This is a genomic window from Herbaspirillum autotrophicum, assembly GCF_001189915.1.
Taxonomy (GTDB): Bacteria; Pseudomonadota; Gammaproteobacteria; order Burkholderiales; family Burkholderiaceae_D; genus Herbaspirillum; species Herbaspirillum autotrophicum.
This window is the reverse complement of record NZ_LFLS01000002.1, coordinates 308,889-321,150: the sequence shown is the minus strand read 5'-3', so window position 1 is coordinate 321,150 and position 12,262 is coordinate 308,889. Positions and strand designations below refer to the sequence as shown.

Annotated in this window: 12 protein-coding genes and 1 riboswitch; of the genes, 9 read left to right on the top strand and 3 right to left on the bottom strand. The window is 60.6% G+C overall.

Annotated features, from left to right (window positions below):
• Nucleotides 1-293: universal stress protein (locus AKL27_RS02725; RefSeq protein ID WP_050461131.1), on the bottom strand; the 293-nt coding region annotated here is incomplete at its 3' end.
• A gap of 260 nt (nt 294-553) precedes the next feature.
• Between AKL27_RS02725 and AKL27_RS02720 the strand changes: the two genes are divergently transcribed.
• Complete coding sequence (locus tag AKL27_RS02720; protein WP_198155863.1) at nt 554-949, top strand: bacteriohemerythrin; 396 nt, start codon at nt 554-556, stop codon at nt 947-949.
• Nucleotides 950-971: 22 nt separating this feature from the next.
• Here the strand turns inward: AKL27_RS02720 and AKL27_RS02715 are convergent, their stop codons facing one another.
• On the bottom strand, nt 972-1,382 hold the full coding sequence (locus AKL27_RS02715; protein ID WP_050461129.1) for a hemerythrin domain-containing protein: 411 nt from the start codon (nt 1,380-1,382) through the stop codon (nt 972-974).
• 72 nt (nt 1,383-1,454) lie between these two features.
• On the bottom strand, nt 1,455-2,636 hold the full coding sequence (hmpA, locus tag AKL27_RS02710) for an NO-inducible flavohemoprotein (protein WP_050461128.1): 1,182 nt from the start codon (nt 2,634-2,636) through the stop codon (nt 1,455-1,457).
• A 176-nt stretch (nt 2,637-2,812) separates the two neighbouring features.
• Between hmpA and norR the strand changes: the two genes are divergently transcribed.
• From norR to AKL27_RS02670, 8 genes are all read left to right on the top strand, one after another.
• Nucleotides 2,813-4,363, top strand: a complete 1,551-nt coding sequence (gene norR / locus AKL27_RS02705; protein WP_050461127.1) for a nitric oxide reductase transcriptional regulator NorR — start codon at nt 2,813-2,815, stop codon at nt 4,361-4,363.
• A gap of 76 nt (nt 4,364-4,439) precedes the next feature.
• Nucleotides 4,440-4,678, top strand: a riboswitch (cobalamin riboswitch).
• Between the two features lie 267 nt (nt 4,679-4,945).
• Nucleotides 4,946-7,120, top strand: a complete 2,175-nt coding sequence (locus AKL27_RS02700) for a TonB-dependent receptor (RefSeq protein ID WP_232310878.1) — start codon at nt 4,946-4,948, stop codon at nt 7,118-7,120.
• 22 nt (nt 7,121-7,142) lie between these two features.
• A complete protein-coding gene (locus AKL27_RS02695; protein WP_083438834.1) occupies nt 7,143-8,249 on the top strand; it encodes an ABC transporter substrate-binding protein in 1,107 nt (368 codons plus the stop codon).
• Nucleotides 8,246-9,340 carry a FecCD family ABC transporter permease gene (locus tag AKL27_RS02690; RefSeq protein ID WP_083438826.1) on the top strand — a complete coding sequence of 365 codons (1,095 nt, stop codon included), beginning with the start codon at nt 8,246-8,248 and terminating at the stop codon, nt 9,338-9,340. Before AKL27_RS02695 ends, AKL27_RS02690 begins: the two co-directional genes overlap by 4 nt.
• Nucleotides 9,340-10,101 (top strand): heme ABC transporter ATP-binding protein, encoded by a 762-nt coding sequence (locus AKL27_RS02685; RefSeq protein WP_050461126.1) that lies wholly within the window; start codon nt 9,340-9,342, stop codon nt 10,099-10,101. Before AKL27_RS02690 ends, AKL27_RS02685 begins: the two co-directional genes overlap by 1 nt.
• Entirely contained in the window at nt 10,098-11,123 is a 1,026-nt protein-coding gene (locus AKL27_RS02680) for an LLM class flavin-dependent oxidoreductase (protein WP_083438825.1), read from the top strand. The genes AKL27_RS02685 and AKL27_RS02680 overlap by 4 nt, the downstream gene beginning before the upstream one ends.
• Nucleotides 11,124-11,390: 267 nt before the next feature.
• Entirely contained in the window at nt 11,391-11,819 is a 429-nt protein-coding gene (locus AKL27_RS02675) for a YeeE/YedE family protein (RefSeq protein ID WP_050461125.1), read from the top strand.
• A gap of 3 nt (nt 11,820-11,822) precedes the next feature.
• Nucleotides 11,823-12,254, top strand: a complete 432-nt coding sequence (locus tag AKL27_RS02670; protein WP_157056759.1) for a DUF6691 family protein — start codon at nt 11,823-11,825, stop codon at nt 12,252-12,254.
• Nucleotides 12,255-12,262: the final 8 nt, after the last annotated feature.

Genomic DNA, 12,262 nt, shown 5'->3' with positions numbered 1-12,262 from the left:
TCCTCGCCGGGGCTGGTTGAAACGGCAATCTCGGTTTCCACTGTCACGCCGCGTGCCTTTGCCGCATCGGCAATATTTTTCACGCGTGCTTCGGCCAGTGCCTGCATTTCCTTGTCATAGGCATCAGGATCGATGACCACGGAGCCTTCGGCCAGGTAGGAAATCGGATAGGGCTCGACCACCGTAAAACCGATGACCTTGCTGCCATTGCCGCTGGCGAATTCAATTGCGGCATTGATGGCTTTGGCCGACAGCAGCGAGCCGTCGGTAGGAACGAGTATGGTCTTGAACATGTCTGCGCTCTTTCTCTGATCAGTGTGGATGGTGTGAAACGGTAAAACGAAATGCCATGCCGCCCGGGCGGCAAAGAGGCCCATCTTAGCGCGTTACGATATTGTTGACAGCGCCAACTGCAATTCCTTTGACTTGCATCAACATCTGTTTGCGCTGCGGCGCTTACCATGTGTGCCAATACATCAGGCAAATACGTTGCATGATCATCCGCACTGCCGGCAGGACCACACGCGAGGCCGGCACAGTACAAAGGAAAGCGATGTCAGAAGTTATCTGGACCACCGACATGTCATTCGGGATGCCCGAACTGGATGCATCACATCAAGACATCTTGAATGGTTTGGCGCAATTGCGCGATGCCAGCGGCGCTGATTTTTCCGCCGGTTACGCACATTTGCTGGAAAAAATCGAAAGCGATTTCCGCAGTGAAGAAGACTTGATGGAAACGCTGGAATTTCCCGGTCTCAAAAACCATCGCGAGCAACATGCGCGCATCCTGAGCATCTTGCATCAGGCTGCATTGCAAGTGATGGAAGGCGATGTCCTGTTCGGCCAGAAAATCATCCGCCTGTTGCCGGAGTGGTTCATCCAGCACATGGCGACGCTCGATATCGCGCTGGCCGAAGCATTGCGCGACAGCCGCCAGCCTGACTGAGCGCGATACTTTTCCAGCAGCCTCAGGACTGCTCGATCAGAGGATAGAAATCCCGGTTCTCCCGGAGCACGCGTGCATGCAGCAGTTTCAGCACACGATTGGCTTCGGCGCGAAACCCCTCGGGATCGCCGGCGACATTGCCGGCATCATTCCACTTCTTGGCGAACGCGCCATAGGCTTGAGCAATCTGCGCCATCTCGTGCTGGTACTGGCGGCCCATGCCGGCCAATGCCGGATCGCCACGCTGTTGCAGCGCCGGATACAGAAAACGGTCTTCGATTGCCAGATGCAGTTTGATGACTGAACTCATCTCGATGACATGGCGGGCAATATCAGCGGCATGCTCAGCAATGCCGAGCTTGGAAAAGGTCTTGAGGGCGCGAATGCTGTCAAGGATCGCGCTGTGTTGATGTTTGTATTTGTCGAGATTCATGGGGAACATGGGTGGACAGCAATCGGACCGCCGCACCGTCATGCGCGACGCTGCAGCAGCGGGGGGGCAGCTTCAGTCGAGTGCGGCGGCCGGGCCGAAAAACTCGAACCGGCTTTGCGCTGGCGGGACGCCGATCTCGCGCAGGTAACGCTTGATCGCCTGCATGAAGGCGCGCGGACCGACAAAGTAGGCATCCACATCTACCGAGGCCGGCATCCAGCGGCGCAACTGTTCCTGGCTCAGCAAGCCGGTGGCATCCGGAGCCGGATCCTGGGCCCGGGTCTGTTCATAACAAACAAAGTGTTGCAGTTGCGGGTGCTGTTGTGCCAACTGTTCGAGTCGTTGGCGGAAGGCATGCACGCCGCCGTGCCGGGCCGCATGAATGAACACCACTGGCCGCGCACTCGGCAGCGCCACTTCCAGCATCGCCAGCATCGGCGTGATGCCGACGCCGCCGCTGATCAACACCAAGGGCTTGTCACCGGCATTGAGGGTGAACTCACCGGACGGCGGGAACAGCTCAATGACGCTGTTCTCCTGCACCTGCCGATGCAAATGATGCGAGACCTTGCCGCCGGCTTCGCGCTTCACGCTGATGCGGTACTGGCGGCCATTGCTGGCGGCCGACAAAGAATACTGGCGACGCATTTCGACACCATCCACCATCACCCGCAAGCCGATGTATTGCCCGGGCTGAAATGCCAGCAAGGGCTGGCCATCCTGCGGCGTCAGATAGAACGACGTAATTTCCTCGCTTTCCTCGACCTTGCGGCTGACCACGAACGGCCGCGCCCCGCGCCAGCCGCCGACGGCGTTGGCGCGTTCGTCGTACATGCTTTGTTCGGCGCCGATCAGGATATCGGCCAGTTGCTGATAGGCTGCGCCCCAGGCCGCGATGACCTCATCGGTGGCGATCCCGGCACCGAGTACTTCGCGGATCGCACGCAATAAACTGGCGCCGACCATCGGATAGTGCTCTGGCAGAATTTGCAGCGCCACATGTTTGTTGACGATAGTCGACACCAGGCCGCCCAATTGTTCCAGGCGGTCGATATGGCGGGCGTACATCAGAATGCCGTTGGCCAGTGCCCGTGGCTGGTCGCCATTGGCCTGGTGAGCTTGATTGAACAGCGGCGCCACTTGCGGATGATCACGCAGCAGCAAGCGATAGAAATGGGTGGTGAGGGCTTCGCCGCCGCTTTCCAGCAGTGGGACGGTGGCTTTGACAATGGCGCGGTGGTGATCGGACAGCATGCAAGACTCCTTGAGATGAGGGCTGAAATGTTTAGCTTTCTATACTCAAGATGCATGCCAGAAGAAAAAACCTTTACAATCAGTCGCTTGAAGTTTTGCCGGGTCGGAATAACCTGAGTCAAATTGACTTCAATCAAGTATTTTTGACTACAACATTTCTTGGCCGGGACACACGGATGACGCACAAAATCCTGCTCGATGCGCTGATCCCGCTGATGAACGATCTGTCGCAGGACCTGAACGAACGCGAACGCTATCGCCGTCTGCTCGATGCCATGCGCGCCTTGTTTCCCTGTGACGCGGCGGCGTTGTTGCGGCTGGAAGGCGAGTTTCTGGTGCCGCTGGCCATCGACGGCTTGAGCAGCGACACGCTGGGCCGGCGTTTTCGGGTCAGCGAACACCCGCGCCTGCAAACCTTGCTGGCGCACGAAGGGCCGACCCGCTTTGCCGCCGATTCGCCATTGCCGGATCCCTACGACGGTCTGGTGCAAGCCCATTCCGGCGAGTTGCATGTGCACGATTGCATGGGCTGCCCGTTGTACATCGGTGGCCGGCCCTGGGGCTTGCTGACGCTCGATGCCTTGGGCGGCGGCCGTTTCGATCAGCTTGATCCGGCATCATTGCAGGCCTTTGCCAGTCTGGCTGCCGCCACCGTCAACGTCGCCGAACGGATCAGCCTGCTGGCGGCCGACAGCGCACAGCAGCGCTTGCGCGCCGAAGCCTATCGGCTGGCGGCGAGTCAGAGCCGGCGCGAACTGATCGGGCACAGCGCCGCGCATAAGCGCTTGCTGCAAAATATCCGGCTGGCCGGTCCCAGCGACATGACGGTCTTGATTACCGGTGAGACCGGGGTTGGCAAGGAATTGGTGGCGGCGGCGATTCATGCGGCATCGCCGCGTGCGCACAAACCGATGATCAGCCTGAACTGCGCGGCCTTGCCGGAAACCCTGGTCGAGAGCGAACTGTTCGGTCATGTGCGCGGCGCATTTTCGGGCGCGATCAATGACCGTCGCGGCAAGTTCGAACTGGCCGACGGCGGCACGCTGTTTCTCGATGAAGTGGGTGAATTGCCGCTGGCGGTACAGGCCAAGCTGTTGCGCGTATTGCAAAGCGGGCAGTTGCAGCGGGTCGGATCAGATGCCGAACATAGCGTTGATGTGCGCCTGATTGCCGCCACCAATCGCGATCTGGCCGACGAAGTGCGGCGCGGTCATTACCGCGCTGATTTCTATCACCGGCTCAGTGTGTATCCGATGCCGGTGCCGCCGCTGCGCGAACGGGCCCAGGATGTGCTGCTGATCAGCGGCTTCTTTCTGGAAGAGAATCGCTCGCGGCTCGGCTTGCACAGTTTGCGTCTGAGTGCTGATGCGCAAGAGGCGTTGCTGGCGCATGACTGGCCTGGCAATATCCGCGAACTGGAACATCTGATCGGACGCAGTGCCTTGCAAGCCCTGGGCAAATACCCCGAGCGACCGCGCATCCTGACCTTGCATGCGGAGGATTTCAATTTGCTGGCGGCGACGTCGCCGTCCACATCGGCCGCTGCGGCCACTGCGTCGGCAGTGGCCGCCGGCACTCCATTGAAGGCGGCGGTGGCCGCCTATGAGCGCAGTCTGATCGCTGCCAGTCTGGCGCGCAACGCCAATAATCTGGCATCGAGCGCGCGCGAACTGGGGGTTGATCGCGCCAACCTGAACCGGCTGGCGAAACGTCTGGGGTTGAAGTAAACAACACCGGCCACACCAAATGGCATGGCGGACACGGCCGGCGCCGCTGTTTGATTGCCGCTGTTCCTGCATTCCAGTAAAATCGTCAGGTTTTGGTGCTCGCGGCCATGTCCTTGGCTGCAGTTAAACGGGAAACACGCGCCGGCAGAAGCCGGCGATCAACGTGTGCTGCCCCCGCAACGGTAATACAGGCGTCGTGTTTGCTGACCCGCAACGCGCCAGGTTGTCTCATGGTCCACTGTGCTTGCAACGGCATGGGAAGGCGAGGCAATCAGTCCTGTCAGCCCGGATACCGGCCAGAACAGGTGGAAATTTGCGGACGGGGTGTGTCGCGAACGAGAGCAAGCGGCACCCGATCCGATTCCTGAAAAATGCATGTCTGTACGCCCGGGTCACGACTCGCGCGGATGGGCGGGATTTGTCCATGGCCGGAACAGTTACCGCCGACAGGCCACGCCGGACGGCGTGATGCCTGGATTCCGTTTGCCGATTCCAGATCTTCAGTTTCCTTTGATGACGATGCGCGGGGAGGCGTATTGCGCACAAAGACCGCAGAGGGCGGTCGTGACAGGGGAAGTGGCAGTGAAAAAAAACAAATCAGGCGGTTTGCCGCAGCGCTGGTCGCGGGCATCGCTGCTGGCGATGGCAGCTACCGGCGTAACTGCGGGCATCAGCACCGGCAGCGCGTTGGCACAGCAAACCAACAACGAGACGCCGGCCTTGCCGGCAGTACTGGTATCGGAGCAGGCCAACAGCGAGTTGCACCGGCCCAGCGGCGCTGGCGGGCGGCTCAATCTGACGCCGCTGGAAACACCGGCCAGCGTCACCGTGATCAGCGGCGACACGATTCGGGCGCGCGGCTATCAAAGTCTGGTCGACGCCGAAACCCGGGCACCGGGCATTACCTCCGTGCCGTTTTCCGGCAACGGCAACAATTCCCTCAGTGCACGCGGCTTTTACGGTCCCAATTCGATCTCGCAACTGTATGACGGCATGCAGTTGTATAACGCCGGCGGCGTCGTCACGTTTCCGTTCGATTCGTGGAATGTCGAGCGCGTCGAATTCCTCAACGGCCCGGCGTCGGTACTGTATGGCACCGGCTTTGTCGGCGGCGCCGTCAATGTAGTGCAGAAAAAACCGGATGACCAGAAGCAATCGAACAGTCTGCAATTGTCGGCCGGTTCGTTCGGCACCTTCCGTCAAGCCTTCGACAGCACCGGTCCGATCAACGACCAGTTGGCCTACCGCTTCAATATCAGTCACGTCGGTTCGGAGGGCTGGATGGATCGCGGCCGCAATGACAGTCTGGCGATTTCCGCCGCGCTGCAATGGAAGGCCAGCCGCGATCTGACGCTGACGCTGTCCAACGATTACGGCGACATCCAACCCGGCAGTTACGAGGGCACGCCGGTCTATAACGGCCAGATCATTCCCGGCTCGCGCTTCAATAATTACAACGTCGACGATGCCAATGTGCGCTTCACCGAGAACCGCACCTATCTGCGCGCGCGTTATCAGATCGCCGACAATCTGGTGTTCAGCAACGATGTCTTTCTGATTCGCCATGAACGCGCCTACAAGGAAACCTACACTTATACGTTCAAGCCGGCGACCAACACGGTGGCGCGCAGCAATTACCGCGACATTACCGGTTTCCAGACCCAATACGGCGATCACGGTTATCTGACGCTGGATAATCAGTTATGGGGCCGCAAGAATCAACTGGTGGCGGGTTTTGATCTCAACCGTTCGCGCTATGACCGCAACGACAATACGGTGGGCGGCAATTTCCCCGGCGGCACGGTGGTCAACGCCTATAACTTCAATCCGGGGCAGTTTGCGCAAGGCGGCAACTTCCCGATCAAGGCCTTGTACCGCGCCAGCGTCGATCAGGCCGGATTGTTCTTGCAAGACCGCTATCAGTTGACGGACCAATGGGCCATCAGCGGTGGTTTGCGCGGCGATCACTATCAGACCCAGCGTGATGATTTCATCACTGGTGCCACTGCCACCGGTTCCGTCAATGCCACTGCGTGGAATGGCGGCGTGGTGTACAACCCGGTGCCGGAGATGTCCCTGTATGCGCAATATGCCACGGCATCTGATCCGGTTACCTCGCTGGCCAGCCTCAGCGCGTCGCAAATGCAATACGGCGTGTCCAAAGGCAAGCAAGTCGAAATCGGCGCCAAGCAGGCCTTGTGGGGCGGCCGGGCAGAGTGGACCTTGGCGGCCTATCACATCATCAAGAGCAATCTGCTGACGCAAAACGTGAATACGCCGGCGATTTCCGAACTGGTCGGTCAACAATCCTCGCGCGGTATCGAAGGCGCGCTGGCATTGCAACTGAATGCGGCCTGGCGGGTCGAGGCCAATGCTGCGATCCTGAATGCGCGCTTTGACGACTTTGTCTCGAACAAGGTGCAACTGGCCGGTTACCGTCCGCAATTCGTGCCCAAGCGCACCGGCAATCTGTTTGTGTCGTGGCACTTCCAGCCGGAATGGGAAGCCCGGGCCGGCGCCCATTACGTCAGCGATCGCTATTCGGACAACGGCAATGCCGTGGCTTCGCGTCTGCCGGCATATACGGTGGCCGATCTGGGCCTGAGCTGGCAAGTCAATCCCAGGCTCAAAGTCGATTTCCGGATTGATAACCTGACCGACAAGCTGTATGCCGCGTCGACCTATGCCGGTTCCACCACGCAATGGATTCTGGGTGCGCCGCGCAGTTATACCGCGACCATGAATCTGGGTTTCTGAGCACCCGATGACACCTGAGTTGATGCCCCCGATAACCGTCAACAGCAAGCGCCGCCGCCTGCTGTCCGGGTTGCTGCTGTGGCCGGCATTGCCGGTCTCGGCGGCGCCGGCGCCGCCCGCTGCGGCGGGTGTCAGTGTCAGTATCCGCGATGACGTCGGACGCGATCTGACGCTCAGGACGCCGTTGCAGCGTACCGTGATTTTCAATCGCTACACCACCGAATTCGTGCGCGCCATCGGCGCCATGCAAGCTGTGGTCGGGGTGGATATCGACGCCGCCAAAAGTCATCGCTACTGGCCCGGTGTGACCAATGCCATGTTTGCCGGGCAAGGGCAATCGAGTCCGAATTTTGAAGCGATTGTGGCCATGCGCCCGGACGCGGTATTTTTCCCGCGCAACAGCGACTGGCAAAAAGCCGCCACCGTGTTGGGTCGCTTTGGCATCCCGGTGGTGGTATTGACGGCCTGGGATGTGCTTAAACATGAAGAAAACGTCAGCTTGCTGGGGCGCCTGTATGGCCGATCGCAGCAGGCGGCAAACCTGAACGCTTTTTACCGCCGCTATCGCAACTTGCTGGCGCAGCGATTGCAAGGCGTGGTGCGCAAGCGCGTGTATATCGAAGAAGTCGGCAACTATAAAACCCTGCTCAAAGGTTCCGGCTGGCACGACATGGTGGAGCTCGGCGGCGGCCATAACGTGTTCGGCGATATTACCTTGTTCGATCAATCGTCGGCGCGCGGCAGTGTGCAAGGTTTCAGTGTCGACCCGGAAGAAATTCTGGCGCGCCGCCCGGATGTCATCATCAAACTGCAACCGGGACAATATGAATCGCATAGCCGGGCATTTTCCATTCAGGTCTTGCAGTCGATCGCCGCGCGGCCCGGTTTCGAGCAGTTGCCAGCCACGCGCAGCGGTCAGATTTATCACATGAGTTATTACCTCGCCAGCGCTTGCTCCAAGATTGTCGGGGCGTTGCAGATTGCCTGCTGGTTGTATCCGGAACGGTTTGCCGATATCGCACCAGAGCGGGTGATGCGAACCTGGCTGGAACAGTTTCAGCAAGTGCCGGCGCTGGGCGGTTACACGGTTTCGCTGGCGGCCTTGCGCAAGAGTGGAGATGTGCGATGAGCCGCAGCGCCGCCATGCTGTCGCGCGATGCGTTGAAAGCCGCTTTGCGGCAGCACCAGCGGCGAAGTCTGTGGCTGTTGCTGTTGGCCGCGACATTGCTGCTGTTGCTGGTGTATGCCTCGACCGCATCCGGCGTCACCAGCTTGACCCCCGGACAGAGTTGGCGTGCCTTGCTGGCGCCGCTGTTGCCGGCGGCCTGGCTGACCGATATCGGGCCCCTGCAAATCGCCGTATTGCAGCAGTTGCGATTGCCGCGTACCTTGATGGCGGTGATCGCCGGTGCCGGTCTGGCGCTGGCCGGGGTGGCGATGCAAGGCATCACGCGCAATCCGCTGGTCAGTCCGTATACGGTCGGCATTTCACCGGCGGCAGCCTTCGGTGCCTCGCTGGCGATCTTGAGCGGCGCTTCGGCATTGCCGTTGAGCGGTCCGTGGCTGACCGTCGCTGCGGCGTTTTTGAGTGCGGTCATTTGTGCCGCGCTGGTACTGGCATTTTCGGCCTTGCGCGGCGTCAGCGCCACCATGCTGGTGCTGGGCGGCGTCGGCCTGACCTATCTGTTCGGGGCGTTGACGGCGAGCGTGCAGTTCATCGCCACCGAGCAGCAACTATCAGCCATCATTCAATGGACCTTTGGTTCACTCAATGGCAGTACCTGGAATGAAGTGTCGATTGCCGGCCTGATTTTGCTGGCCGGCATTCCCGTGTTGTACGCCCATGCCTGGGCCTTGAATGCATTTGCCGCCGGCGGTGATGAAGTGGCTACCTCGCTCGGCTTTCATGTCGGCCGGGTGCGCGCGGTGGTCACCATTGTCGCCGTCATGATCACGGCCGCGATTGTCAGTTTTACGGGTGTTATCGGTTTCGTCGGGCTGGTGGCGCCGCATATCGCGCGCCTGCTGATCGGTGGCGATCATCGCCGCCTGCTGCCGTTCGCCGCACTGACCGGGGCCTTGCTGGTACTGCTGGCGGACATGGCCGGGCGTTTGCTGTTCGCCCCGGTGATCATTCCGGTCGGCATCGTAGTGGCCTATCTCGGGGTGCCGTTATTCTTGCATTTGCTGTTGTCGAGCCGCCATCGGGGAGGTGCCTGATGCTCAACATCAGTGGCTTGCAGTATCGCTACGGCGGCAAGAGCGTGCTGGATGGGGTTGACTTGCAGGTGCGGCCGGGCGAAGTGGTCAGTCTGGTGGGGCCGAATGGTGCCGGCAAGAGTACCTTGCTCAAGTGTCTCAACCGGATTTTGCGGCCGCACGCCGGCAGCGTGACACTTGACGGTCAGGCACTGCACGCGATGTCACGCCGGCAACTGGCGCAGCGCGTGGCTTACGTGCCGCAACAGACGGCGGCAGCGATGGCCTTGAACGTGGCGGACATGGTGGCGCTCGGGCGCGCACCGTATCGCGGCAGTGTCAGTGCTGCACATGACTTCGGGATCGTGGCCGATGCCATCGAGCGGTTCGGCTTGCAAGCGCTGGCACTGCGTTCATATGAGCAGCTCAGCGGCGGCGAGCGGCAACGCGTATTGCTGGCACGGGCGCTGGCGCAACAGGCACAGTTCCTGTTGCTTGATGAACCGACCAGCGATCTGGATTTGCGGCATCAGGTGCAAGCCATGTCGATTGCGCGCGAATTGGCGCGGCAACAAGGCGCCGGTATTTTGATTGCAATTCATGACCTCGGATTGGCCAGTCGCTTTTCCGACCGGCTGGTGATGTTACATCAGGGCCGCAACCTGGCACAGGGGCCGTGGCAAGAAGTCTTGACGCCAGCCAATATCGCCACTGTGTATGGCATCGGCGCGCTGGTGGGGCAGGCCGATGGCATGCCGTATGTGATTCCGGTGCCGGCATGAGTGCGCCAGCCCGACGCCGGCCGCTGATTGCGTTTGAACAATCCGCCTGCAACGAAGACAGCACGCACGCCAGCGCCTTGCGCAACACGCTGGCGCTGGCGCAGCGTTGCGAACAAGCCGGTTATCACCGTTTCTGGGTATCCGAACATCACAACAACCCGGCGATTGTCGGCAGTGCACCGGAAATTCTGCTCGGTGCGCTGAGCGTATTGACCAGCCGCATGCGCATCGGCGCCGCCGGCGTGTTGCTGCCGTTTTATGCGCCGTTCAAGGTGGCCGAGCAATTCAGTGTGTTGGAAGCGCTGGCGCCGGGACGTATCGATCTCGGGCTGGGACGTTCGCCGGGCGGGGATGGTCGCAGTTTCAATGCGCTCAATCCGGGAGCCAGCGGCGACCGTGAAGAGTTCGAACAAAAGATCAGGGAATTGATGTGCTGGTTGAGGGGTGAAACGCCGGCGGTGCAGGCCGATGTGGCCGGGTTGAAGGTATTGCCGCGCAATCCCGGTTGCGCCCAGCCGTGGTTGCTGGCGACCTCGGTGGCCGGCGCGGAAAGTGCCGCCAGTCTGGGCTTGCCGCTGTGCTTCAATTATTCGGCCGAACAAAGTGTCGGTTGCGTGGAGCAGGCATTTGCCGCTTATCGCCAGGCGTTCCGCCCCGGTTCGCTGGGGGCGCAACCTTATACCGCCGTCATGGTATGGGCGCTGGCCGCCGATACCGACGAGCATGCGCGATATCTGTTCGGACCACGCGCCTTGTGGCGCACCCGGCTGGATGACGGCGTGCGGGCGCCGCTGGTAACGCCGGCCCAGGCCCAGGCGCATTCCTTTACTGCGGCTCAGCGCGAGCGGATTGCGCAGCAAATGCAACCCAACCTGGTGGGGACGCCGCAGGACGTGATGGCGCGTTTGCATCAGTTGGCGGATCGGGTGCAGGCCGATGAAATCGGCATTACCTGCTGGACCCATGCACCGCAAGACCGGATACGGTCATTTGAATTGCTGGCGGCGGCGCATGGACTGTAAGTCAGGCCGGCGGGTGCTTGACTGGTTTTCATCAGTTTGCCTGCCGGGACCGAATGCAACCGCAAATTGACATTGTTTCAATCGGGCAATAATTGACCGCTGCACCATGCCATATCGCGGCGATATCCCCCGCAGTTGGATATGTTGTACGCAAGTTTTCATGATTTCGTCATATTTCGCAGTAAACAACGCCGGGGAATGCGAGCCCGGGTGCCGGCTGGTGCATAATACCGGCACCACATTTTTTCATGCCAAGGAAAGTAACGGATGTCGATCGACTGGGGGCATTTCACACCTTATACAGCGCTGGCCGGCGGGGTATTGATCGGGCTGGCGGTCACCATGCTGCTGTTGCTCAACGGTCGCATCGCCGGTATCAGCGGCATCGTCGGCGGTCTGCTGCGACCGGTCAAAGGCGATCTCGGCTGGCGGCTGGCGTTTGTCGCCGGCTTGGTTGCGGCACCCTTGCTGTTCCGGTTGTGGACCGCATTGCCACCGGTACAGGTGGATGCCGGCTGGGGCACGCTGATCGTGGCCGGCCTGCTGGTCGGCATTGGTACCCGTTATGGTTCCGGCTGCACCAGCGGTCATGGCGTGTGCGGCATTTCGCGCTGGTCGCCGCGCTCGCTGGTCGCTACCGTCTTGTTCATGGCTGCCGGATTCCTGACGGTCTATTTCGTTCGTCACCTGTTCTGAATCATGCTGCCTATTCTTTCTGCTTTCGCTACCGGCCTGGTATTCGGCATCGGCCTGATCATCGCGGGCATGGCCGATCCGCAAAAAGTGCTCGGTTTTCTCGATATCGGCGGTCACTGGGATCCGTCGCTGGCGCTGGTGATGGTGGGCGCCATCGCGGTGGCGGCCATTGCCTTTCGGATCGCGGCAAAACGTCGCCGCTCATTGCTGGGCTTGCCGCTGCAATTGCCAGCCACGCGCGAGATCGACGGCCGTCTGGCTGGCGGCAGCATTCTGTTCGGAATCGGTTGGGGCCTGGCGGGTATCTGTCCCGGTCCGGCGCTGGTGTTACTCGGTGCCGGCATGAGCAAGGGTGCGGTATTCGTGCTGGCCATGCTGTGCGGCATGGTGGTGTTTGAATTGCTGCAACGGCGTCAGTTGAATCTGGCGCGCTGACTGTTTTT

Coding starts and splice junctions, on each gene's coding strand:
- AKL27_RS02690 (WP_083438826.1), top strand. CDS start 8,246: ATGAGCCGCAGCGCCGCCATGCTGTCGCGCGATGCGTTGAAAGCCGCT.
- AKL27_RS02695 (WP_083438834.1), top strand. CDS start 7,143: ATGCCCCCGATAACCGTCAACAGCAAGCGCCGCCGCCTGCTGTCCGGG.
- AKL27_RS02675 (WP_050461125.1), top strand. CDS start 11,391: ATGTCGATCGACTGGGGGCATTTCACACCTTATACAGCGCTGGCCGGC.
- AKL27_RS02680 (WP_083438825.1), top strand. CDS start 10,098: ATGAGTGCGCCAGCCCGACGCCGGCCGCTGATTGCGTTTGAACAATCC.
- hmpA (WP_050461128.1), bottom strand. CDS start 2,636: ATGCTGTCCGATCACCACCGCGCCATTGTCAAAGCCACCGTCCCACTG.
- AKL27_RS02685 (WP_050461126.1), top strand. CDS start 9,340: ATGCTCAACATCAGTGGCTTGCAGTATCGCTACGGCGGCAAGAGCGTG.
- AKL27_RS02670 (WP_157056759.1), top strand. CDS start 11,823: ATGCTGCCTATTCTTTCTGCTTTCGCTACCGGCCTGGTATTCGGCATC.
- norR (WP_050461127.1), top strand. CDS start 2,813: ATGACGCACAAAATCCTGCTCGATGCGCTGATCCCGCTGATGAACGAT.
- AKL27_RS02720 (WP_198155863.1), top strand. CDS start 554: ATGTCAGAAGTTATCTGGACCACCGACATGTCATTCGGGATGCCCGAA.
- AKL27_RS02715 (WP_050461129.1), bottom strand. CDS start 1,382: ATGAATCTCGACAAATACAAACATCAACACAGCGCGATCCTTGACAGC.